We start from the raw sequence: 22810 nt of genomic DNA, 5'->3' as shown, positions 1-22810 counted from the left end.
GGGCTCGATTGAGCCCCTTTTGCATGATCGTTCCCACGCTCCGCGTGGGAATGCATCAATGGACGCTCTGCGTCCGCTGTTGTGGGACGCGGAGCGTCCCGGGCTGCATTCCCACGCGGAGCGTGGGAACGATCATGCCGCGATAATCTCGCGGCGTTTTTGTGTCTGCGGGGTTTACCCCAGATTCTTGCCCAACAACGCGTGATACAACTCGCTGTCGCCGAGAATCCCCACCACATGATTGTTATCGTGCAGCACCAGCTTGTTGCCGGTCTGATAACGGATCTGCAGCGCGTCACGCATGCCGATGTTCGAGTCCACCAGCGTCGGTTTGCGCTCCAGGCCTTCCACTGCTTGCCCCGGTGCCCAGTTCTGCAGGTTCAGCACCGAGCCGTTCTGGCGTGCGCCTTTGATGGTGTTGCCTTCGGCCAGGTCCAGCCACGAGTCGCCGCCAGGATCCAGGCACACCGAGCCGTTGATGCGTTTGCACTTGTCCAGCGTGCGCATCAGGCTGCGGCCGCAGAGCACGTTGAGCGGATTGGTGTGGGCGACGAAGGTGCGCACATAGTCGTCCGCCGGGTTGAGGACGATTTCTTCCGGCACGCTGTACTGGATGATCCGGCCGTCCTTCATGATCGCGATGCGGCTGCCGAGTTTGAGTGCTTCATCAAGGTCGTGGCTGACAAACACGATGGTCTTGCTCAGCTTGCGTTGCAGCTCCAGCAATTCATCCTGCAGACCCTGGCGGATCAGCGGGTCGAGAGCCGAGAACGGTTCGTCCATCAGCAGAATATCGGCGTCCATGGCCAGCGCGCGGGCGAGGCCGACGCGTTGCTGCATGCCGCCGGAGAGTTCGTCCGGCTTCTTGTTGCGCCACTGGGTCAGGCCGACCAGTTCGAGTTTCTCATCGACCAGTTTCTTGCGTTCCTTCTCCGGTCGACCCTGCATTTCCAGACCGAAACTGATGTTCTCGCGCACTGTCAGCCAAGGCATCAAGGCGAACTTCTGGAAAACCATGGCAATGCGCTTGGTGCGCATCATCTTCAGCTCGGCGGGCGTGCAGGACGCGATGTCGATCTGACGGTTTTCATGCTCGACGAACAGCTTGCCACGGCTCACGGTGTTGAGGCCGTTGATGCAGCGCAGCAGGCTCGACTTGCCCGAGCCGGAGAGGCCCATCAGCACGCAGATCTCGCCCTTGTTGATGTCCAGCGTGGCTTTCTCCACGCCGACGATCTGACCGGTCTTCTTCAGGATCTCGTTGCGGGTCATGCCCTGATCGAGCAGCTTGAGTGCCTCGCGCGGGTCTTTGGAGAAGATTACGTCGACGTCTTCGAAGCGAATTATGCTCATGCGTCACCCCCTACTTTGGCGTCGGGTTGTTTGCAGATACGGTCGAGCATGATCGCCAGCAGTACGATTGCCAGGCCTGCTTCGAAGCCCAGCGCAATATCAGCAGTGTTCAGTGCGTTGACCACCGGTTTGCCGAGTCCGTCGGCGCCGACCAGTGCCGCGATCACCACCATCGACAGCGACAGCATGATGCACTGGGTGATGCCGGCCGCGATGCTTGGCATGGCGTGCGGCAGTTCGATCCTTGAGAGCAATTGGCGACGCGAGCAGCCGAAGGCCTTGCCGGCGTCCATCAGTTCTTGCGGGACATCGCGGATGCCCAGGTAGGTCAGGCGGATCGGCGCCGCGATGGCGAACACCACCGTGGAGATCAGGCCCGGTACCACACCCAGCCCGAAGAGGGTCAGGGTAGGAATGAGGTAAACGAAGGTCGGTACGGTCTGCATCAGATCGAGCACCGGCCGCATCATGGTGTAGAACATCGGTTTGTGCGCGGCGACGATGCCCAGCGGCACGCCGATCAACACGCAGACCAGGGTGGCGAACAGCACCTGGGCGAGGGTTTCCATGGTTTCCTGCCAGTAACCCAGGTTGAGGATCAGCAGGAACGAGGCGACCACGAACGCGGTCAGGCCCCACTTGCGTTGAATCAGATGGGCAATGATGGCAATCAGGCCAATCAGCACCAACGGGTTGAACCAGGTCAGCGCAAACGTCACGCCGTGGATCATCGTTTCCAGTGTCACGGCGATTGCGTCGAAGGTGTTGGCGCCGTGTTGCGTCAACCATTCGACGAAGCCCGCGATGTACTGGCCTAAAGGTATTTTCTGATCAATCAGCATGGTAGTGAACGTCCGCATGCAAGGAAATTAACAGCCCGGGCAGGCACGCCTGCCCGGCATAAGCGGTGCCCCTCAAATCAAGGCGCGAGCTTGGCTTTCACGGCCTCCAGGCCTGGTTTACCGTCAATGGTGGTCACGCCAGCGAGCCAGGTATCGAGCACCTGTGGATTCTTTTTCAGCCAGGCCTTGGCGGCCGCGTCAGGCTTCATCTTGTCGTCGAGGATGTTGCCCATCAGTTCACTTTCCATGTCGACGGTGAACTCCAGGTTTTTCAACAGCTGACCGACGTTGCTGCATTCTTCGGCGTAACCCTTGCGGGTGTTGGTCGCCACGGTGGCTGCGCCGAAATCGGGGCCGAAAAAGTCGTCGCCGCCGGTCAGGTATTGAATCTTGAAGCGCTTGTTCATCGGGTGCGGTGCCCAGCCGAGGAAGACCACGGCGGTGTCGCGCTTCTGCGCCCGGTCGACTTGCGAGAGCATGCCGGCCTCGGAGGATTCGACGATTTTGAAGCCTGCGGTCTTCAGGCCGAAGGCGTCCTTGTCGATCATGCTCTGGATCAGCCGGTTGCCGTCGTTGCCCGGCTCGATGCCGTAGATCTTGCCGTCGAGCTCTTTCTTGAATTTGGCGATGTCGGCGAAGTCATGCAGGCCTTTGTCGTACAGGGCTTGCGGCACGGCGAGGGTGTATTTGGCACCCTTGAGGTTGGTGCGCACGGTGTCGACGGTGCCGGCATCGCGATACGGCTTGATGTCGTTCTCCATGGTCGGCATCCAGTTACCGAGAAACACGTCCATGTTCTTGCCGTCGGCCAGCGACTTGTAGGTCACGGGCACGGAGATCATGGTGGTTTTGGTCTTGTAGCCGAGGGCGTTGAGAACAACGGAAGTGGTAGCGGTGGTGGCGGTGATGTCGGTCCAGCCGACATCGGAGAAGTTAACGAGGCTGCACTGTGCCGGTTCTGCGGCTTGCGCCAGTAACGGCAGACTCAGCAGGGTGGCCAACAACAACGACGGGGAACCTTTCATGGATGGACTCCTTGGTGTTTTTTTTGGCAGTGTTCCGACTGTGGACCACCGCACTTATGGGTTGCGGTTGGTGGCGTTCTGACGACAGCTCTACCGCAGCGCCTTGCAATCGAGTCATCCCGATCATGTACCAGTGAAAATCTGACGCCTACAGGGAGGGTCGTATCCAGTACAGGGATGGTCGCTTCCAGTGTCGGTGACGTCGCTTACAGCTTTTTTCCGCCCCCGATGACCTGCTCGACTGCATAAAAACGGCGTATTTGCGGGGCGAAAACGTAACGACGCTGCTGGACATGACTGCGTCGGTGTCAGACGCCGAGCGCGCCGACAAAAGCCCGATGATGCCGGCATTCGGCGGATCGCAGCTTGAGCGTAGCAGCTCCGCCAGCGGGCGCTTTTGCCGCCCGGACCGGTATTCTCAGGAGCTTCGCAGCAATGGCTATCAGCGTTTTCGACCTGTTCAAAATCGGCATCGGCCCTTCCAGTTCCCACACCGTCGGGCCGATGCGCGCCGCCGCATTGTTCGTCGAGTCGCTGCGCGGCAAGCATCAGCTGGAACAGGTGCGGCGCATCGAGGTGCAGTTGTTCGGATCGCTTTCCGCCACCGGCATCGGTCACGGCAGCGACAACGCGGTGATCATGGGCCTGATGGGCGAGTGGCCGGACGCAATCGACCCGGCGCAGATCGGCCCGCGCATTCAGGCGCTGCGCGAAACCCATACGCTTTTATTGGATGGTCGCCTGTCGGTGCCGTTTATCTGGGCACGGGACATGCGCCTGATCGACGAAAACCTGCCATTCCATCCCAACGCCATGACGCTGGTGGCCGAAGGCGAGTTCGCTGAGCTGCACCGTGACACCTACTATTCGGTCGGCGGCGGCTTTGTCGTTGATGAGGCGCAAGCGGCCAGCGGTGTGGTCGATCTGGATCGCACCGAATTGCCTTACGACTTCTCCAGTGCGGTCGAGCTGCTGGAGTTGTGCAAGAAACACAACCTGCGCGTTGCCGAACTGATGATGGCCAACGAAAAGGTCTGGCGCAGCGAAGAAGAGATCCGTGCCGGGCTGATGAAACTGTGGCGGGCGATGCAGGATTGCGTCGAGCAAGGCCTCAAGCACGAAGGCATTCTGCCCGGCGGCCTGAACGTGCGGCGGCGTGCGGCGAAGTTGCACCGCAGCCTGCAAGAGCTGAATAAGCCCAATGTCATCGGCTCGACCCTGAGCGCGATGGAGTGGGTCAATCTGTTCGCCCTGGCCGTCAATGAAGAGAACGCCGCCGGCGGGCGCATGGTCACTGCACCGACCAACGGCGCGGCGGGGATCATCCCGGCGGTGCTGCACTACTTCATGAAATTCAGCGAGGCAGTCACCGACGCCAACGTCGTCGACTATTTCCTCGGCGCGGCGGCAGTCGGCATTTTGTGCAAGAAGAATGCTTCGATCTCTGGGGCCGAGGTCGGTTGTCAGGGCGAGGTCGGTTCGGCCTGCGCCATGGCAGCGGCGGGGCTGTCGGAGATTCTTGGCGCCACCCCTGAACAACTGTGCAATGCGGCGGAAATCGGCCTGGAGCACAACCTTGGTCTGACCTGCGACCCGGTCGGCGGGCTGGTGCAAGTGCCGTGCATTGAGCGCAATGCAATCGCGGCAGTGAAAGCCATCAACGCGGCGCAAATGGCCCTGCGCGGCGACGGGCAGCACTTTATCTCGCTGGACCGGGTGATCCGCACCATGCGCGATACCGGCGCCGATATGCATGACAAATATAAAGAAACTTCGCGCGGTGGCTTGGCGGTCAGTGCGGTTGAGTGCTGACCGTGAACCCGTGGCGAGGGGATTTATCCCCGCTGGGCTGCGAAGCAGTCCCAAATCCTGCAATCGAGTTTTGCCTGACACACTCTGGTGAATGGATTTACGACTGCTGCGCAGCCGATCGGGGATAAATCCCCTCGCCACAGGTTGATCTAGCAGAGTGGAGTGCCAGACCAGTCAAAACTGCTCGACAAAAGAACACCCCGATCCAGCCACGCCACCTTTTGGCGCGTCGTAATCAGACAAGCCTCACTGTCAGTCGTGACTCGTCAGTCGTTACCTGACCATCCGTCGTCCGTGCTTGCGGTGACACTCTGTGCAAATCCGCTGCAGGCCAGTTCCCACAAGTGCTACCGATCTGCTCACAGGCTGCGCGGCAGGGCTCTGGCGGCGCTTGATGGCACTTCGAAATGGCATGTTCCGAGGTCTCGGATAGACGCGTCGCGAGGTCGTTTTCAGGAGTTATTGAATGGCCGTCCAATTTCAGGCACGGCAATTGCTCTGTCATAACAAAGCCTGCTTTCTCCGTGAGACGCGGGCAATAACAAGAGCCTCCGCCTGAGGCCGCCACCCGCTTTGTGTGAGGAGATACCGCGATGACGTCGTTCAACTCCGGGGCCCAACCCCAGAACCGTGCGCCTCAATCCATCGGCTTTCTGCTGCTGGACAATTTCACGCTGATTTCCCTGGCGTCCGCCGTTGAGCCGCTGCGCATGGCCAACCAGTTGTCCGGTCGCGAGCTGTATCGCTGGAGCACCCTCACCGTCGATGGCGGCCAGGTCTGGGCCAGTGACGGTCTGCAGATCACTCCCGATGCCTCCATGCACAAAGCCCCGCCCCTGGACACGGTGATCGTCTGTGGCGGCATCGGCATTCAACGTACCGTAACCCGTGAACACGTCTCGTGGCTGCAAAGCCAGGCGCGCCAGTCCAAGCGCCTGGGCGCGGTGTGCACCGGCAGTTGGGCACTGGCCTGCGCCGGTCTGCTCGACGGCTTCGATTGCAGCGTGCACTGGGAATGTCTGGCGGCGATGCAGGAAGCTTTCCCGCGCGTGGCCATGAGCACACGTCTGTTCACCCTCGACCGTAACCGCTTCACCAGCTCCGGCGGCACCGCGCCGCTGGACATGATGCTGCACCTGATCAGTCGCGATCACGGTCGTGAACTGTCGGCAGCGATCTCGGAAATGTTCGTCTACGAGCGCATCCGCAACGAACAGGATCATCAGCGCGTGCCGCTCAAGCACATGCTCGGCACCAATCAGCCGAAGCTGCAGGAAATCGTCGCGTTGATGGAGGCCAATCTGGAAGAGCCGATCGATCTGGATGAACTGGCGGTGTATGTCGCGGTGTCGCGTCGACAGCTGGAGCGGTTGTTCCAGAAATACCTGCACTGCTCGCCGTCACGCTATTACCTGAAGCTGCGCCTGATCCGCGCCCGGCAACTGCTCAAACAGACGCCGATGTCGATCATCGAAGTGGCGTCGGTGTGTGGTTTCGTCTCCACGCCGCACTTCTCCAAGTGCTACCGCGAATACTTCGGCATCCCGCCGCGTGACGAGCGCGTCGGCTCCAACACCACCCAGCAGGTAGCGATGCTGCCGCTGCCGCAGGCCATCGTGATGTCGCCGCTCTCGGGGCCGATGTCAGCGCTGAGTCAGGCGCGCAATGAGTCGACTTTTGCCAGCGTAAGGCTGTAGACCGAGTCTGATCGTTCCCACGCTCTGCGTGGGAATGCAGCCCGGGACGCTCTGCGTCCCAAAAGGCCGAACGCGGAGCGTCCGTTGAGGCATTCCCACGCAGAGCGTGGGAACGATCAGGTGGGAGCGAGCCTGCTCGCGAAGGGGTTTCTCAGGCGCTATGGGACTGCTGGTAATCCGAGAGGGCCGGCAACAATTGCTTGTCGATCGCCTGACGCACCGCCGGCTGAATGCTGGCGCCGCTGGTGTACATGTCCTTGACCATCTTGCGCAGTTCGAATGCGCGAACATTGTCCAGGCCACGCACCGCACACTCGCAGGCCTGCTCGGCGGTGGTACCGCTCGGCACCTGAATACCCAAGGCCTTGAGCTGGCCCAACAGATCTTCCTGGTCAATCAAATCGGCGTACATCATTACGCAAATCCTTCTGTGGCAACGGAGGTCTTGGCTCGATTCTGGTGGCCCCGACCGGACGCGGCAAGGGCGTTTTGTCGCGGTGGCCGGGACGACTATGAACAGGTCGTTTTCGGCTAACCGACTGGATGGGCGACTAGGCACACTGGCTCCAGCTCGCTTCACGAAGGTTTGGTCACCCTCGCCTGGCAGCTCCTCAACAGTACCCTCCTCAGCTCCGATCCTGTCACGGCTTGATCGGAGTTTTTTTTGGTCGGTGAATCAGGGGCTGGGATGTTGATCGAGCTGACGCCATCGCTGGCAAGCCAGCTCCCACAGGTTCAACGCTGCAACACCAGAATCCGCGACAACAACTCATCCCGGTCGACATAGCAGCCCTGAAAATGCCGCGCCCCGGTCGCTGGGTCAAAGGCATTGCGCGCATGCAGCGTGCGGCGGTTGTCAAAGCACCACAACTCGCCCGGCTTGAGCCGCTGCATCAGCCGAAACCGCGGCTCGCGGGTCATCGCAATAAAGCGCCGATAGGCTCGATACAGCAACGGCATCTGCGCCACCGACGTATCGAACGCCCCGCGCAGAAAGTTGGCCATGCGAATCTCCGCCACCCGGCCCAGCGCATCCACAGCGATGATCGGCGCCAGGCAGCGATAGTCGCTGTGCCGGTCCTTGTTGCGAAATTCCACAGGGATTTCGCACAGAGCCTCAAACAGCTGCGGCTCCTCCTGACGCAGGGCGTCGGCGATAGCAAAACCATCGACGAAAATGCTCTCGCCACCCTCGGCATCATTGACCAGGCAATGCAGAAATTGCAGCCCCGGTTGCAGCTCGCGAGTCGGCAGATCCGTGTGCAATGGCAGGTTGAAGGCGGTGTAGGCGTTGCTGTCGGCGTCGGCTTTGGATTGCACATTGAACAGCACGCCGAAATTGCTTTCGCGGATGAAGGAAATCCGTTGCGCGATGAGCTTCAGCGAGCCCGGCTCGGTGGGCACGCCGCGCACTTGGGTCAGGCCGATGTCGCGCACGGCGAGCAACCATTGCAGCAGCGCGGCGTTGTCGTTCATCAGCGCGATATAGTCGAACACCGGCAACTGCAGATCGCTGTGCCACAAACGCGGCTGCGGTTTGCCGGCCAGGCGTTCGGCGCGGGATTCATCGTCATAGGCATGTGCGCGCAACCAGCCCGGATCGAAGCGGCTCAGGTGACCATCCTGCCAGTCGATGCGCAGGCAACCATCGCTGTCGATGCGCGTGGCCAGCGGTCGCAAATCCTCTGCGGCATCGACGCTCTCGAAAACCTGCTCGCGAGTGACGCTGTAGACACATTGATCACACGGGCAATTGTCGCGCAGCCATAGGTGGTGAAACGGGCTGACACGACCGTCAGCCCATTCGATGACAACGCGATCCGCCAGACCCTGCACGCCACCGAGCGCGCTGATCAACGGATAAGTACGAAAATCGGCAACAGCGACGGCGGTGTTCATGGCGGCTCCTTGGCAGTGGGGGATTTACCGAGCGGGTGGCAGCGCGATCACGCGGCCGATGTAAGCGGGAGCGGGCAGGTCGGTCTGATCGGCGACGATGGCTTGCAACCGATGCAACGTATCAGGGCTGAACGGCGCCGAGCGCGGGCCGGCGAGGTCGACGTGCAAAAGCATCTGTTCATTGCCGGCCAGCGCTTGCTCATCGCCGACCTTGTGCAGGCTGTGGTAGAGGTGCAGGCGCTTGCTGTCATAGCCGATGATTTGCGTGCGCACTTCCACCTCGGTGTCGAGTTTCACTTCGTGCAGATAATTGAGGTGCAGTTCGAGGGTGAACAGCGTGTGGCCGCTGGCCTCGCGGTTGCTGCTGTCCATGCCGAGGCGGTCCATCAGGGCATCGGTGGCGTAGCTGAAGATCAGCAAGTAAAAGGCGTCGCGCAGGTGGCCGTTGTAGTCGACCCAGTCGGGGATGATGGTGGTTTGGTAGGTGGTGAGGTGGGGCATGGTTTCTCCTGGCGGCGATCGTTCCCACGCTCTGCGTGGTAACGCCTCTTGTGACGCTCTGCGTCACGCTTCTGGGACGCGGAGCGTTCCCGGGCTGCATTCCCACGCAGAGCGTGGGAACGATCAGGTGGCCGATTACTCGCTGAAACTCATTCCATGCTTTTCCTTGGTGGTCTTCACTGCCTCGAGCACCGCCAGCAAACAATCATCACGATAGCGCTCCAGCGCCGAAATGCTGTGCCGACCGAGCTGATCAGTGGTGCCATCGACCACATCATTGATCAGCTTGTCGGTCAGCTCCGGTGCTGGCAGATATGTCCACGGCAACTGCAACGCCGGACCGAATTGCGACATGAAGTGGCGCATGCCGGCATCGCCGCCGGCCAGGGTGTAGGTCAGGAACGTGCCCATGAACGACCAGCGCAGACCAGCGCCAAAACGGATTGCATCGTCGATCTCGCCGGTCGTCGCCACACCGTCGTTGACCAGGTGCAACGCCTCGCGCCACAGCGCTTCAAGCAAGCGATCGGCAATGAAGCCCGGCACTTCCTTGCGCACATGCAACGGGCGCATGCCGAGGAATTCGTAGACTTGCATCGCCGCTTGCACCGCCTCTGGCGCGGTGTTTCTGCCGCCGACGACTTCGACCAGCGGCAACAGATAAACCGGGTTGAACGGGTGCCCGACCACGCAGCGTTCAGGGTGTGTCGAACTCTCGTAAAACTCGCTCGGCAACAGGCCCGAGGTACTCGAACCGATCAGTGCGTTGGGTTTGGCGGCGGCGCTGATCTTGCTGTGCAGATCGAGCTTCAGTTCCAGCCGTTCCGGGGCGCTTTCCTGGATGAAATCGGCGTCACGCACACATTCCTCGATGGTTGCGACAAAACGCAGACGGTCCTGCGAAGCGCCGGGCGCCAGGCCGTTCTTCTCCAGCGCGCCCCACGCATTGGCCACGCGTTTGCGCAATGCCGCTTCGGCGCCGGGCGCCGGGTCCCAAGCCACCACGTCGAGGCCGTGGGCGAGGGCGCGGGCGACCCAGCCACTGCCGATGACACCGCTGCCCAGAGCGGCGAAGGTTTTGATTTCGGTGATAAAGCGCATGGTGATGTCCTGAAGAGTTCGGTGATTCCTGTGGAAACTCTGTTCTCGTGGCGAGGGGATTTATCCCCGATCGGCTGCGAAGCAGTCGTAAAACCAGTGCTCTCGGTCTATCTGATGCCCCGGGTTGTCAGGTTTTGGGGCGGCTTCGCCACCCATCGGGGATAAATCCCCTCACCACAAAATTTATGTTCACAGGGAGAAAGGGTGAGGTTCAGCCGCGCTGAATCAGGCCCATTTTTTTGCGACCTTCTGCCGGTGTGAGCACCCGGGCACCGAGGCGGCTGAGGATTTCCGTGGCGCGTTCGACCAGTTGGCCATTGGTCGCCAGCACGCCTTTGTCCAGCCACAGGTTGTCTTCGAGGCCGACCCGCACGTTGCCGCCCAGCAGCACCGCTTGCGCCGCCATCGGCATCTGCATGCGGCCGATGCCGAAGCCGGCCCAGACCGCGTCGGCGGGCAGGTTGTCGACCATGGCTTTCATCGTGGTGGTGTCGGCCGGCGCGCCCCACGGGATGCCCAGGCAGAGCTGGAACAGCGGGTTGTCGAGCAAGCCTTCCTTGATCATCTGCTTGGCGAACCACAGATGCCCGGTGTCGAAAATCTCCAGTTCGGCCTTCACCCCCAGTTCGGTGATGCGCTTGGCGCCGGCGCGCAGTTGCGCCGGGGTAGAGACGTAAATGGTGTCGCCGTCGCCGAAGTTCAGCGTGCCGCAATCGAGGGTGCAGATTTCCGGTAGCAGTTCTTCAACATGGGCGAGACGGGTCAGCGGACCGACCAGATCGGTGTTCGGGCCGAACTCCATCGGCTTCTCGCCAGCGCCGATTTCCAGGTCGCCGCCCATCCCGGCGGTGAGGTTGACGATGATGTCGACGTCCGCCTCGCGGATGCGCTCCATCACTTCGCGGTACAGCGCCACGTCACGGCTGAACTTGCCGGTCTGCGGATCGCGCACATGGCAGTGCACCACAGTGGCGCCAGCCTTGGCCGCTTCCACCGCGGCAGCAGCAATCTGTTTCGGGGTGACCGGCACGTGTGGACTTTTGGCGGTCGTGTCGCCAGCACCGGTGAGTGCGCAGGTGATGATGACGTCGTGGTTCATGGTGCGTTTCCTTCAGGCGTGATGGGTCTGTCCGCAGCCCGCTACCGGGCTGCGAAGCGTGGTTCAGTGGCCTCTCCCATCTGGGAGAGGGGGGGTCAATAAAGGTTATTTGCTGGTCAGCTGGAGGTTTTCAGCAGCCGGTTTGCCATCGAAAGTCGTCACACCTTCAAGCCAGCGCTGCTTGTCTTCGGGGTGATCCTTGAGCCACTGCTTCGCCGACTCGAAGGCATCCTTGTGATCGAGCAGCGGCTGCATCATCCGGCTCTCGGATTCGGCGGTGAACGTCAGGTTGGTCAGCAGGCGGCCGATGTTCGGACATTGCTCGGCGTACTTCGGTGACGTGACCGTCCACACCGTGGCCATGCCTTCGTTCGGGCCGAGGGCGTCTTCGCTGCCGGTCAGGTAGGTCATCTGAATGTTGACGTTCATCGGGTGCGGCGCCCAGCCGAAGAACACCACGGCTTCCTTGCGCCGCACGGCGCGGTCGACGGCGGCGAGCATGCCGGCCTCGCTCGATTCGACCAGCTGGAATTTGCCCAGACCAAACTGGTTCTTGGCGATCATCGCTTTGATCTGCGTGTTGGCGCCCGAGCCTGGTTCGATGCCGTAGATCTTGCCGCCCAATTCCTTCTCGAATTTGGCGATGTCAGCGAAGGTTTTCAGGCCCTTGTCAGCCAGATAGGTCGGCACGGCGAGGGTGGCGCGGGCGTCTTTCAGGCTCGGTGCTTCGAGCACTTTGACCTGATTGGCCTCGACGAATGGCGTGATGGTCTGGGTCATCAGCGGGTTCCAGTAGCCGAGGAACAGGTCCAGGCGCTGATCGCGGATCCCGGCGAAGATGATTTGCTGCGAGGCGCTGGTCTGTTTGGTGCTGTAGCCGAGGCCGTCGAGCAGGACCTGGGTCATGGCACTGGTGGCGATCACGTCAGTCCAGTTGACCACGCCCATGCGTACGTTCTTGCAGGAGGCCGGTTCGGCCGCCATCACGCCGGTGCTGAAGAAAGCGGTACCGCTGAGTGCAAGAACGCAGCTGCTGATCAGTCGTTTCATGTCGGGTTCCTCGGCAGTTCGATTATTGTGGTTCCCGGCATCTGCGCGCCGGTGAGGCCAAGTTACGCAGCTATGCACCCGTGAAAGCGCACTGCGGCGACTGGCATTTGCACTGTAGCGACCTGCACGCTTGAACGCCGCCGATAATCGGCGTATCAACGAGCCACGCGACCCGCCAACCGAGTGCGCCCATGTCCCAGGATTACTACTTTTTGCTGATGCCGGGGTTCTCCGCCATCGGCTTTATTTCCGCGATCGAACCGTTGCGCGTGGCCAACCGCTTTCGCGGCGAGTTGTACCGCTGGCATGTGCTCAGCGCCGATGGCGGCGCGGTACTGGCGAGCAACGGCATGTCGGTCAACGCCGATGCGGCACTGGAGCCGCTGAAGAAAGGCGCGACCTTGCTGGTGGTGGCCGGCTTCGAACCGCTGAAGTTCATCACGCCGACGCTGGAGCACTGGTTGCGCAGGCTGGACAAGGACGGCGTAACCCTCGGCGCCATCGACACCGGCAGCTTCGTCCTCGCCGAAGCGGGCCTGCTCGATGGCCATCGCCTGACCCTGCACTGGGAGGCGATCGATGCGTTCAAGGAGTCTTATCCACAGCTCAGCGTGACCCAGGAACTGTTTGAGATCGACCGGCGGCGGATCACCTCGGCGGGAGGTACGGCCTCGATTGATCTGATGCTCGACCTGATCGCCCAGGCCCACGGCGCGCAACTGGCGATTCAGGTCAGCGAGCAGTTTGTGCTCGGGCGCATCCGCCCGCGCAAGGATCACCAGCGCATGGAAGTCGCCACGCGTTACGGGATCAACAACAAGAAACTGGTGCAGGTGATCGGCGAGATGGAACAGCACAGCGAACCGCCGCTGACCACGCTGCAACTGGCGGAGTCGATCAAGGTGACCCGGCGGCAACTGGAGAGGTTATTCCGGCTGCACCTGAACGATACGCCGAGCAATTTCTATCTGCGGTTAAGGCTTGAGAAGGCGCGGCAATTGCTGCGCCAGACCGATATGAGCGTGCTCGAAGTCAGCATTGCCTGTGGTTTTGAATCACCGTCGTATTTCACCCGCAGTTATCGCGCGCGTTTCGCCCGCTGCCCCCGGGAAGACCGGCGTACCGCGCAGGCGTGAATGGTTTCAGCGACACCCTAGAACCCTGTGGGAGCGGGCTTGCCCGCGATGAGGCCAGCACATCCAACATTGTTATTGCCGGACACACCGCCATCGCGGGCAAGCCCGCTCCCACAGGTTCCAAGGTGATTTCGGGATTCGGGTTATTTCTTCACCAACGCCGAACACGCCGCCTTGTAAGCCTCATGCTGATATTTGTTCAACGTCCCCGGCAGCTCGAAATTGTGCTTCTTGGCCTGGGCATTGATCGTCTGCGGCGACAGCAGTGTCACCTCACAACCATCAAGCAACTGAAACACGCCCTCGATCTTGAACGTCGTCGGCCCACCGGCAAACTCGCCCTTTTTGCTGCGCTTTTTGATCGCGATCCGGTCCACCGAGTTTTCCCGCACAAACGACGCCACCTGCGCCGCAAACCGCCGCACGTTCGCCGCCTCGTCATCGTCATCCAGAGCAATCTTCTTCGTGGCGAGAGGGACGTGGCTCAACGTCGAACCGTCGAGCGCCGCCACGGCGATGATCGCTTCGCTGCCTTTGATTTCAATGCCGCAGATGTTCATGGGAATCCTTAGACTGGCTTAAGAGGTTCAGCTTACAGCTCAAACACTCACTCCTGCCCGATCGACTCCAAAAACTCCGACCGTTCATCACTCATCCGCGCGACACAATCATTCTGCGCAATGGTGAAAGCCTTGCTCCCCGCCGTTGCCGGGAACGCTTCCACCGCGCAATCCGCATCCCGCGTCTTCAACCATTGTTGCTGGGCGGTTTTCAGTTTGGCGGTGATGTCGGCCAGTTGCGTCGGGTTCTTGCCGTAGGCGGCCTGCATGCGTTCGTTGAGGCTGGCGTAGTTGTCCTTGAGCAGGTCTTCGGCGGTGCTGCGGCTGTAGGCGGAGCATTCCAGGGTCTGGATGTCGTTTTCCACCGCGTCGCACGGGTTGTTCTCGGATTCTTCGGCGGCGTGGGCGCCGGTCGCAATCAGTGCCAGGGCGAGGAAGATCGATTTCATTGGGGTCGCTCTAATCCGTTGGTAGGTGCAGGCTGCGGCAGATTCTGGCGCAAGCGCGCGGGCTTGAACAGCCAGCCGAGGAGGGCGGCTGACGACCCTTTGTCGCGGATTGACGCTTTCGGCAATTCCCCTGTCGTTTTTGCACCCGGTCGCCCCGGCACCGAGGCATATGCTGGCCCCAAAGCGCCGGCAGACGATTCGGCGCATGAATCGCCAATAAGGGGACGCCTGATGAGCCCAGCCGAATTACACGCCGACAGCATCGTTATCGACGGTCTGATCATTGCCAAATGGAACCGCGAGCTGTTCGAAGACATGCGCAAGGGCGGTCTGACGGCGGCCAACTGCACTGTGTCGGTGTGGGAAGGCTTTCAGGCGACCGTGAACAACATTGCTGCCAGCCAGAAACTGATCCGTGAGAACAGCGATCTGGTGATGCCGGTGCGCACCACCGCCGACATCCGTCGGGCCAAGGAGCAGGGCAAGACCGGCATTCTCTTCGGCTTCCAGAATGCCCACGCTTTCGAAGACCAGATCGGCTATGTCGAGGTGTTCAAGCAGCTCGGCGTTGGCATCGTGCAGATGTGCTACAACACCCAGAATCTGGTCGGCACCGGGTGCTACGAGCGTGATGGCGGCCTGTCAGGTTTCGGTCGCGAGATCGTTGCCGAGATGAACCGCGTCGGCGTCATGTGCGACCTGTCCCACGTCGGTTCCAAGACATCTGAAGAAGTCATTCTCGAATCGAAAAAACCGGTCTGCTACTCGCACTGCCTGCCGTCGGGTCTCAAAGAGCACCCGCGCAACAAGTCCGATGCCGAGCTGAAGTTCATTGCCGACCACGGCGGGTTTGTCGGCGTGACCATGTTCGCGCCGTTCCTCGCCAAGGGCATCGATTCGACCATCGACGATTACGCCGAAGCGATCGAATACACCATGAACATCGTTGGCGAAGACGCCATCGGTATCGGCACCGATTTCACTCAGGGTCACGGCCAGGACTTCTTCGAATACCTGACCCACGACAAGGGTTACGCCCGCCGCCTGACCAGCTTCGGCAAGATCATCAACCCCCTGGGCATCCGCACCGTCGGCGAATTCCCCAACCTCACCGAAACCCTGCTCAAGCGCGGCCATTCCGAGCGCGTGGTGCGCAAGATCATGGGCGAGAACTGGGTAAGCGTTCTTAAGAACGTCTGGGGCGAATAACGCTTTCTCAAGACCGCCGCCGATCTGCCCCCTCTCCTGCGGGAGAGGGTTGGGGTGAGGGCCGCGGCCAACACTGAACCATCATTTTTCTGGAGTTAAGTTTCCATGGCCAAGATCGCCCCGCAATTGCCTATCGAAGTCGACAGCGAGACCGGTGTCTGGACCTCCGACGCCCTGCCAATGCTGTATGTGCCGCGTCACTTTTTCGTCAACAACCACATGGGCATCGAGGAAGTGCTCGGCGCTGAAGCCTATGCCGAGATCCTCTACAAGGCCGGCTACAAATCCGCCTGGCACTGGTGTGAAAAGGAAGCCGAATGCCACGGCCTGGAGGGCGTCGCGGTGTTCGAACACTACATGAAGCGCCTGTCGCAGCGCGGCTGGGGCCTGTTCAAGATCCAGGACATCGACCTCGACAAGGGCACCGCCAGCGTCAAGCTCGAGCACTCGGCATTCGTCTATGTCTACGGCAAGGTCGGGCGCAAGGTCGATTACATGTTCACCGGCTGGTTCGCCGGCGCCATGGACCAGATTCTCGAAGCCCGTGGCAGCAAGATCCGTACTGTCGCCGAACAAGTCTACGGAGGCTCCGAAGAGGGCCACGATGACGGCTTGTTCATCGTCAAGCCGTTGTAAGCCGAGGACCGTGCCATGGCTTTCGAAGCAATGTTCCAGCCGATCCAGATCGGCAAACTGACCATCCGCAACCGCGTGCTCAGCACCGCGCACGCCGAGGTCTACGCGACTGACGGTGGCATGACCACCGACCGCTACGTCAAATACTACGAAGAGAAAGCCAAGGGCGGCATCGGCTTGGCGATCTGTGGCGGTTCGTCCGTGGTGGCGATCGACAGCCCGCAGGAATGGTGGAGCTCGGTCAATCTGTCCACCGACCGGATCATTCCGCACTTCCAGAATCTGGCCGACGCCATGCACAAGCATGGCGCCAAGATCATGATCCAGATTACCCACATGGGCCGGCGCTCGCGCTGGGACGGTTTCAACTGGCCGACCTTGATGTCGCCCTCGGGCATCCGTGAACCGGTGCACCGCGCCACTTGCAAAACCATCGAGCCGGAAGAAATCTGGCGGGTGATCGGCAACTACGCCCAGGCTGCGCGCCGGGCCAAGGCTGGTGGCCTCGATGGCGTCGAACTGTCGGCAGTGCACCAGCACATGATCGACCAGTTCTGGAGCCCGCGCGTCAACAAGCGTACCGATGAATGGGGCGGCACCTTCGAAGGGCGGATGAAGTTCGGCCTGGAAGTCCTGAAAGCCGTGCGCGCCGAGGTCGGTGACGACTTCTGCGTGGGCATGCGCCTGTGCGGTGACGAGTTCCACCCGGACGGCTTGTCCCACGAGGACATGAAGCAGATCGCCAAGTATTACGACGACACCGGCATGCTCGATTTCATCGGCGTGGTCGGCTCGGGTTGCGATACCCACAACACCTTGGCCAACGTTATTCCGAACATGAGTTATCCACCGGAGCCGTTCCTGCACCTGGCCGCCGGCATCAAGGAAGTGGTCAAGGTGCCGGTGTTGCACGCGCAGAACATCAAGGACCCGAACCAGGCCACGCGCATCCTTGAAGGCGGTTACGTCGACATGGTCGGCATGACCCGCGCGCACATCGCTGACCCGCACCTGATCGCCAAGATCAAGATGGGCCAGATCGACCAGATCAAGCAGTGCGTCGGCGCCAACTATTGCATCGACCGTCAGTATCAGGGTCTGGACGTGCTGTGCATTCAGAACGCCGCGACCTCCCGTGAATACATGGGCGTGCCGCACATCATCGAGAAATCCACCGGGCCGAAACGCAAGGTGGTGATCGTTGGTGCCGGCCCGGCCGGGATGGAAGCCGCACGCGTGGCTGCCGAGCGTGGCCACGACGTCACGCTGTTCGAGAAAAAAGACTTCATCGGCGGGCAGATCACCACCGCATCGAAAGCACCGCAGCGTGACCAGATCGCCGGCATCACCCGCTGGTTCCAGCTGGAACTGGCGCGGCTGAAAGTCGATCTGCGCCTGGGCACGGCGGCGGATGCCGACACCATCATGGACCTGCGTCCGGACGTGGTGGTGCTGGCGGTCGGCGGTCATCCGTACCTTGAGCAGAACGAGCACTGGGGCGCGGCCGAAGGGCTGGTGGTCAGCAGCTGGGACGTGCTCGACGGCAAGGTTGCGCCGGGCAAGAACGTGCTGGTCTACGACACCATTTGCGAGTTCACCGGCATGTCGGTCGCCGACTTCCTCGCCGACAAGGGCAGCCAGGTCGAGATCGTCACCGACGACATCAAACCGGGGGTGGCCATCGGCGGCACATCGTTCCCGACCTACTACCGCAGCATGTATCCGAAAGAAGTGATCATGACCGGCGACATGATGCTGGAGAAGGTCTACCGCGAAGGCGACAAGCTGATCGCGGTGCTGGAGAACGAATACACCGGCGCGAAAGAGGAACGGGTGGTCGATCAGGTGGTCGTCGAAAACGGCGTGCGCCCGGACGAGGAAATCTACTACGCCCTCAAGGACGGCTCGCGCAACAAGGGCCAGATCGACGTCGAAGCGCTGTTCGCGATCCAGCCGCAACCTTCGCTGAGCGAAGCGGGCGACGGCTACTTGCTGTTCCGCATCGGCGACTGTGTGGCGCAGCGTAATACCCACGCCGCGATCTATGACGCCCTGCGACTCTGCAAGGATTTCTAAGACACGTTAACTGATCGTTCCCACGCTCCGCGTGGGAATGCAACCAGGGACGCTCTGCGTCCTTTGTGACGCAGAGCGTCACGGGATTCATTCCCACGCAGAGCGTGGGAACGATCATCGAACGCCGTGTTTCTCCAGGCTGTCTGGTGGGAGCTTCACCATGTTGAACACCCTTCTTCCAATCCTGTTGTTCGCCTCCCTGGGCCTTGCGGTCCTCGGCGCGTTGCGGCGGATGAACATGTGGCGCCGGGGGCGGGCGGCGAAGGTCGATCTGCTCGGCGGTCTGCTGGCCATGCCCAAGCGCTACATGGTCGATCTGCACCACGTCGTCGCGCGGGACAAATACATTGCCAACACCCACGTCGCCACGGCGGGCGGTGCGGTGGCGTCGATTGTGCTGGCCATTCTGGTGCACGGTTTCGGCCTGCATAACCGCATCCTTGGCTACGCCTTGCTGCTGATGTCGGCGGTGATGTTTGTCGGCGCGATCTTCATGTATCTGCGCCGGGTCAATCCGCCTGCGCGTCTGTCGAAAGGCCCGTGGATGCGCCTGCCGAAAAGCCTGCTGGCCTTCTCCGCGTCGTTTTTCCTGGTGACCCTGCCGGTGGCGGGGATCCTGCCGGAAAACTTCGGCGGCTGGGTGCTCGCCGCCATCCTCGGTGTTGGCGTGCTGTGGGGCGTGTCGGAACTGTTCTTCGGCATGACCTGGGGCGGGCCGATGAAGCACGCCTTTGCCGGTGCGCTGCACCTGGCCTGGCACCGTCGCCCGGAACGTTTCGGCGGCGGGCGCTCGACCGGTTTGAAGCCACTGGATCTGAACAATCCCGATGCGCCGCTGGGCGTGGAAAAACCCAAGGATTTCACCTGGAACCAGTTGCTCGGTTTCGACGCCTGCGTGCAGTGCGGCAAGTGCGAAGCAGCGTGCCCGGCCTTCGCCGCCGGCCAGCCGCTGAACCCGAAAAAACTGATTCAGGACATGGTCGTCGGCCTCGCCGGCGGCACTGACGCGAAGTTCGCCGGCAGCCCGTATCCAGGCAAACCAATCGGCGAGCATGGCGGCAATCCGCACCAACCGATCGTCAACGGTCTGGTCGATGCCGAAACCCTGTGGTCGTGCACCACCTGCCGCGCCTGCGTCGAGGAATGCCCGATGATGATCGAGCACGTCGACGCGATCGTCGACCTGCGCCGGCACCTGACCCTGGAAAAAGGCGCGACGCCGAACAAGGGTGCCGAAGTTCTCGAGAACCTTATTGCAACCGACAACCCTGGCGGTTTCGCCCCGGGCGGGCGGATGAACTGGGCGGCGGATCTGAACCTCAATCTGCTCAGTGAGAAGAAATCCACCGACGTGCTGTTCTGGGTCGGCGACGGCGCCTTCGACATGCGCAACCAGCGCACCCTGCGCGCGTTCGTCAAAGTGCTGAAAGCGGCCAACATCGACTTCGCCGTGCTCGGCCTCGAAGAGCGCGACAGCGGCGATGTGGCGCGGCGTCTCGGCGACGAAGCGACGTTCCAGTTGCTGGCCAAGCGCAACATCCAGACGTTGGCCAAATACAGCTTCAACCGCATCGTCACCTGCGATCCGCACAGTTTCCATGTGCTGAAAAACGAGTACGGCGCCTTCGACGGCAACTATCTAGTGCAGCACCACAGCACCTACATGGCCGAGATCATTCAGGCCGGCGCGCTCAACCTCGGTCAGCACAAAGGCAACAGCGTGACCTATCACGATCCGTGCTACCTGGGCCGCTACAACGGCGAGTACGAAGCGCCGCGCGAAGTGCTGCGTGCCCTCGGCATCGAAGTCAAAGAGATGCAACGGTCCGGCTTCCGCTCACGCTGCTGCGGCGGCGGTGGCGGCGCGCCGATCACTGACATTCCGGGCAAGCAGCGCATCCCCGACATGCGCATGGAAGACATTCGCGAAACCGGCGCCGAGCTGGTGGCGGTGGGTTGTCCACAGTGCACGGCGATGCTCGAAGGCGTGGTCGAACCGCGTCCGCTGATCAAGGACATCGCCGAACTGGTGGCCGACGCGTTGCTTGAGGACGCCGCGCCAAGCAAGCCTGCCACCCCGGCCAAACGTGAACCTGCGGAGGTGCACTGATGAGCGACATTATCCGCCGCGACCCGCGCGCCGAATGGATTGCGCGCAACCGCCTGCATCCGCTGCACGCGGCGATGCAACCGGCGCAGCACAGCTGGATGGGGCCCAATGGCGTCATCCGCAAGAATCTGCACGGCATGGGTTTTATCGGCCCCAACGGCATCAAACGCATTGACCGCAGCGGCGCGCAGCAGGGTGGGGCGGTCAAACGCTCGGCTGCTGTTGAAGTGCAGTTGCCGCTGCATCAGGTATCGGCTCCGGCGTTCTACATCAGCGTGGTGCCGGATATGGTCGGCGGTCGCCTGAGCAGCCACGACCGCGATCTGCTCGGCCTCGCTCACCAACTGGCCGGCAGCGATGGTGCGGTGCTTGCTGTGGTGTTCGGCGAACACAAGGAAAGCGCTTTCGAAACCGCGGGCGTTGATCGCTTGCTGGTGCTTGAAGGCGAGGAATTCAGCGGTTATGCACCGGAACAACGGGTGCAGGGTTTGCGCGCTGTGGATAACCAATTCAATCCGCATCACTGGTTGCTGCCGGACAGCCGCAGCGGTGGCGGCGAACTCGGCCGGCGCTTTGCTGCAGCCTTGGGCGAGCGCCCGGCCACGCGGGTCTGGCAGGTCAAGGATCAGGAATGCATCGGCCGCGCCGGGGCCGGATTGCAAGACTTGGCGCGTCCAGTGGCGCGGTTGATTCTCGCCGCTGCCGAATGCGCGGAGCCGGTCAGCGAAACCCGTCACGAAGCGTTGCCAGTGGAGTTATCCACAAGCGTCGCGCGCAGCTTGTCGCGCATCGAAGATCTCGGCGCAGTGGCGGTAGATCCGGCGGCGATTCCGATGGCCGAAGCCGAGTTCATCTTCTCCGGCGGTAACGGCGTCAAGGACTGGCAGTTGTTCCACGAAACCGCCGCAGCCCTCGGCGCCACCGAAGGCGCTTCGCGGGTTGCGGTGGACGACGGCTTCATGGCCCGGGATCGCCAGGTGGGCGCGTCCGGCACCTGGGTCACTGCGCGGGTCTATGTGGCTGTGGGTATCTCTGGCGCGATTCAGCACCTGCAAGGCATTGGCGCCTGCGACAAAGTGGTGGCGATCAACCTCGATCCGGGTTGCGACATGATCAAGCGTGCCGACCTTTCGGTGATCGGCGAAAGCGCAGAGATTCTGCAAGCGTTGATCGAAGCGGTCGCTGCGTACCGCAACGAAGCCAAGCGCGATGCGGCTTAAGGAAACCCTATGAACACGAACGTTATCAGTCTGGTTTCAATCGGCGCTCACCCGACCTCGGGTCGGCCACGGCGCGCCGATCAGGATGCGCGCGCGGTGGAACTGGGCCTGCAACTGGCTGGGGATAACCTGCAAGTGCTGCACGCCGGTGATGTAGCCGAACCGGCCCTGCGCGCCTATTTGGGCATGGGCCTGGAACAGCTGCATGTGCTGGAACAACCCGCTGGCGCCGACGCCTTGCCGGCGCTGACCGCATACCTGCGCGATGCCGGAGCGCAAGTGGTGCTGACCGGTAGCCAGGCGGAAACCGGCGAAGGTTCAGGAATGTTGCCGTTCCTGCTGGCCGAAGGTCTGGGCTGGCCGCTGGTGGTGGGCCTGGCGCAGGTCGAATCGATCAATGATGGTTCAGCGCTGGTCCTGCAAGCGTTGCCGCGCGGCCAGCGACGGCGCTTGAAGGTCAAACTGCCGTTTCTGGCCACTGTGGATAACGCCGCGCCGAAGCCTCGGCAGAGCGCGTATGGCCCGGCACGACGGGGCGAATTGGCCGCCGATGACGTTGAAGTGGTGGAGGACCAATTGTTGGCCGTCGCCACACTGCAGCCGGCCAAGCCACGGCCCAAGCGCTTGAAGGTGATCAAGGCCAAGAGCGGCGCCGACCGGATGAAGGCCGCGACGGCCAAGGCCAGTGGCGGCGGGGGGCAGGTGCTTAAAGGCGTCACCGCACAGGCTGGGGCGGAGGCGATTCTGAAGCTGCTGATTGAAGAGGGCGTTGTCCGCTGAAAAGCCCCTCACCCTAGCCCTCTCCCTGAGGGAGAGGGGACCTACCGCGGCGAATTGGCCAAGTACACCGACCTGCGACATGGCGGTGGCCTTGGTCTGGCCAAGCCTGAGATCAATACAATGTTTCAGGTCGATGCAAACTCTTCAGTCGACGCGGTCGACCCCCTCTCCCTCTGGGAGAGGGCTGGGGAGAGGGCAAACAGCTTACCCACAATCCCTGTTGGCCAAGCTGTGGATAACGTGTTCGCCCTTGCT

General features: G+C 61.7%; 20 protein-coding genes. 9 read left to right on the top strand and 11 right to left on the bottom strand.

Translation table 11 applies throughout. From position 1 onward, the window contains the following. Positions 1 to 174: 174 nt before the first annotated feature. The 3 genes from choV to OK411_RS25935 form a co-directional block, all read right to left on the bottom strand. Positions 175 to 1353: a choline ABC transporter ATP-binding protein gene (choV, locus tag OK411_RS25945; RefSeq protein ID WP_016772804.1), complete on the bottom strand. Its 1179-nt coding sequence runs from the start codon at positions 1351 to 1353 to the stop codon at positions 175 to 177. Then, on the bottom strand, positions 1350 to 2195 hold the full coding sequence (choW, locus tag OK411_RS25940) for a choline ABC transporter permease subunit (RefSeq protein WP_016772805.1): 846 nt from the start codon (positions 2193 to 2195) through the stop codon (positions 1350 to 1352). The genes choV and choW overlap by 4 nt, the downstream gene beginning before the upstream one ends. A 77-nt stretch (positions 2196 to 2272) precedes the next feature. Then, entirely contained in the window at positions 2273 to 3220 is a 948-nt protein-coding gene (locus tag OK411_RS25935; protein ID WP_264365881.1) for a choline ABC transporter substrate-binding protein, read from the bottom strand. Between the two features lie 435 nt (positions 3221 to 3655). On the opposite strand from OK411_RS25935, the gene OK411_RS25930 reads away from it, so the two are divergent. Then, complete coding sequence (locus tag OK411_RS25930; RefSeq protein ID WP_264365880.1) at positions 3656 to 5032, top strand: L-serine ammonia-lyase; 1377 nt, start codon at positions 3656 to 3658, stop codon at positions 5030 to 5032. 593 nt (positions 5033 to 5625) lie between these two features. Further along, a complete protein-coding gene (locus OK411_RS25925; protein WP_007949927.1) occupies positions 5626 to 6729 on the top strand; it encodes a GlxA family transcriptional regulator in 1104 nt (367 codons plus the stop codon). A gap of 151 nt (positions 6730 to 6880) precedes the next feature. Here OK411_RS25925 and OK411_RS25920 read toward each other — a convergent pair whose 3' ends face one another. From OK411_RS25920 to OK411_RS25895, 6 genes are all read right to left on the bottom strand, one after another. Then, positions 6881 to 7144: a hypothetical protein gene (locus tag OK411_RS25920; RefSeq protein ID WP_016772808.1), complete on the bottom strand. Its 264-nt coding sequence runs from the start codon at positions 7142 to 7144 to the stop codon at positions 6881 to 6883. 320 nt (positions 7145 to 7464) lie between these two features. After that, positions 7465 to 8628 (bottom strand): gamma-butyrobetaine dioxygenase, encoded by a 1164-nt coding sequence (locus tag OK411_RS25915; RefSeq protein WP_264365879.1) that lies wholly within the window; start codon positions 8626 to 8628, stop codon positions 7465 to 7467. 24 nt (positions 8629 to 8652) lie between these two features. Continuing rightward, on the bottom strand, positions 8653 to 9129 hold the full coding sequence (locus tag OK411_RS25910; RefSeq protein WP_136493087.1) for a thioesterase family protein: 477 nt from the start codon (positions 9127 to 9129) through the stop codon (positions 8653 to 8655). A gap of 135 nt (positions 9130 to 9264) precedes the next feature. Then, positions 9265 to 10230, bottom strand: coding sequence for an L-carnitine dehydrogenase (locus OK411_RS25905; RefSeq protein ID WP_264365878.1), 966 nt, complete (start codon positions 10228 to 10230; stop codon positions 9265 to 9267). Positions 10231 to 10441: 211 nt separating this feature from the next. Further along, on the bottom strand, positions 10442 to 11329 hold the full coding sequence (locus OK411_RS25900; RefSeq protein ID WP_122602944.1) for a 3-keto-5-aminohexanoate cleavage protein: 888 nt from the start codon (positions 11327 to 11329) through the stop codon (positions 10442 to 10444). A gap of 105 nt (positions 11330 to 11434) precedes the next feature. Beyond that, positions 11435 to 12379, bottom strand: coding sequence for a choline ABC transporter substrate-binding protein (locus OK411_RS25895; protein WP_016772813.1), 945 nt, complete (start codon positions 12377 to 12379; stop codon positions 11435 to 11437). Positions 12380 to 12570: 191 nt separating this feature from the next. On the opposite strand from OK411_RS25895, the gene OK411_RS25890 reads away from it, so the two are divergent. Next, the gene (locus OK411_RS25890; protein WP_264365877.1) at positions 12571 to 13515 is read left to right on the top strand and encodes a GlxA family transcriptional regulator; all 945 of its coding nucleotides are present in this window, start codon (positions 12571 to 12573) and stop codon (positions 13513 to 13515) included. Positions 13516 to 13658: 143 nt separating this feature from the next. Here the strand turns inward: OK411_RS25890 and OK411_RS25885 are convergent, their stop codons facing one another. Continuing rightward, positions 13659 to 14075, bottom strand: coding sequence for a DUF3010 family protein (locus OK411_RS25885; protein WP_016772815.1), 417 nt, complete (start codon positions 14073 to 14075; stop codon positions 13659 to 13661). Between the two features lie 47 nt (positions 14076 to 14122). Beyond that, positions 14123 to 14524, bottom strand: a complete 402-nt coding sequence (locus OK411_RS25880; RefSeq protein ID WP_024014598.1) for a lysozyme inhibitor LprI family protein — start codon at positions 14522 to 14524, stop codon at positions 14123 to 14125. Positions 14525 to 14755: 231 nt separating this feature from the next. Between OK411_RS25880 and OK411_RS25875 the strand changes: the two genes are divergently transcribed. From OK411_RS25875 to OK411_RS25850, 6 genes are all read left to right on the top strand, one after another. Next, positions 14756 to 15733, top strand: coding sequence for a dipeptidase (locus OK411_RS25875; RefSeq protein WP_024014597.1), 978 nt, complete (start codon positions 14756 to 14758; stop codon positions 15731 to 15733). 105 nt (positions 15734 to 15838) lie between these two features. Then, positions 15839 to 16369, top strand: coding sequence for a 4-vinyl reductase (locus OK411_RS25870; RefSeq protein ID WP_039757633.1), 531 nt, complete (start codon positions 15839 to 15841; stop codon positions 16367 to 16369). A gap of 15 nt (positions 16370 to 16384) precedes the next feature. Continuing rightward, the gene (gene dgcA, locus OK411_RS25865; protein ID WP_024014595.1) at positions 16385 to 18445 is read left to right on the top strand and encodes a dimethylglycine demethylation protein DgcA; all 2061 of its coding nucleotides are present in this window, start codon (positions 16385 to 16387) and stop codon (positions 18443 to 18445) included. Between the two features lie 160 nt (positions 18446 to 18605). Then, complete coding sequence (dgcB, locus tag OK411_RS25860) at positions 18606 to 20555, top strand: dimethylglycine demethylation protein DgcB (protein WP_264365876.1); 1950 nt, start codon at positions 18606 to 18608, stop codon at positions 20553 to 20555. Then, on the top strand, positions 20555 to 21775 hold the full coding sequence (locus OK411_RS25855) for an electron transfer flavoprotein subunit alpha/FixB family protein (protein WP_264365875.1): 1221 nt from the start codon (positions 20555 to 20557) through the stop codon (positions 21773 to 21775). Before dgcB ends, OK411_RS25855 begins: the two co-directional genes overlap by 1 nt. A 9-nt stretch (positions 21776 to 21784) precedes the next feature. Further along, complete coding sequence (locus OK411_RS25850) at positions 21785 to 22555, top strand: electron transfer flavoprotein subunit beta (RefSeq protein ID WP_024014592.1); 771 nt, start codon at positions 21785 to 21787, stop codon at positions 22553 to 22555. The last annotated feature ends 255 nt before the right edge of the window (positions 22556 to 22810 follow it).

The sequence above is a fragment of the Pseudomonas sp. RG1 genome (assembly GCF_025910115.1).
Taxonomy (GTDB): domain Bacteria; phylum Pseudomonadota; class Gammaproteobacteria; order Pseudomonadales; family Pseudomonadaceae; genus Aquipseudomonas; species Aquipseudomonas atacamensis.
This window is presented reverse-complemented; position numbering and strand designations above follow the sequence as displayed.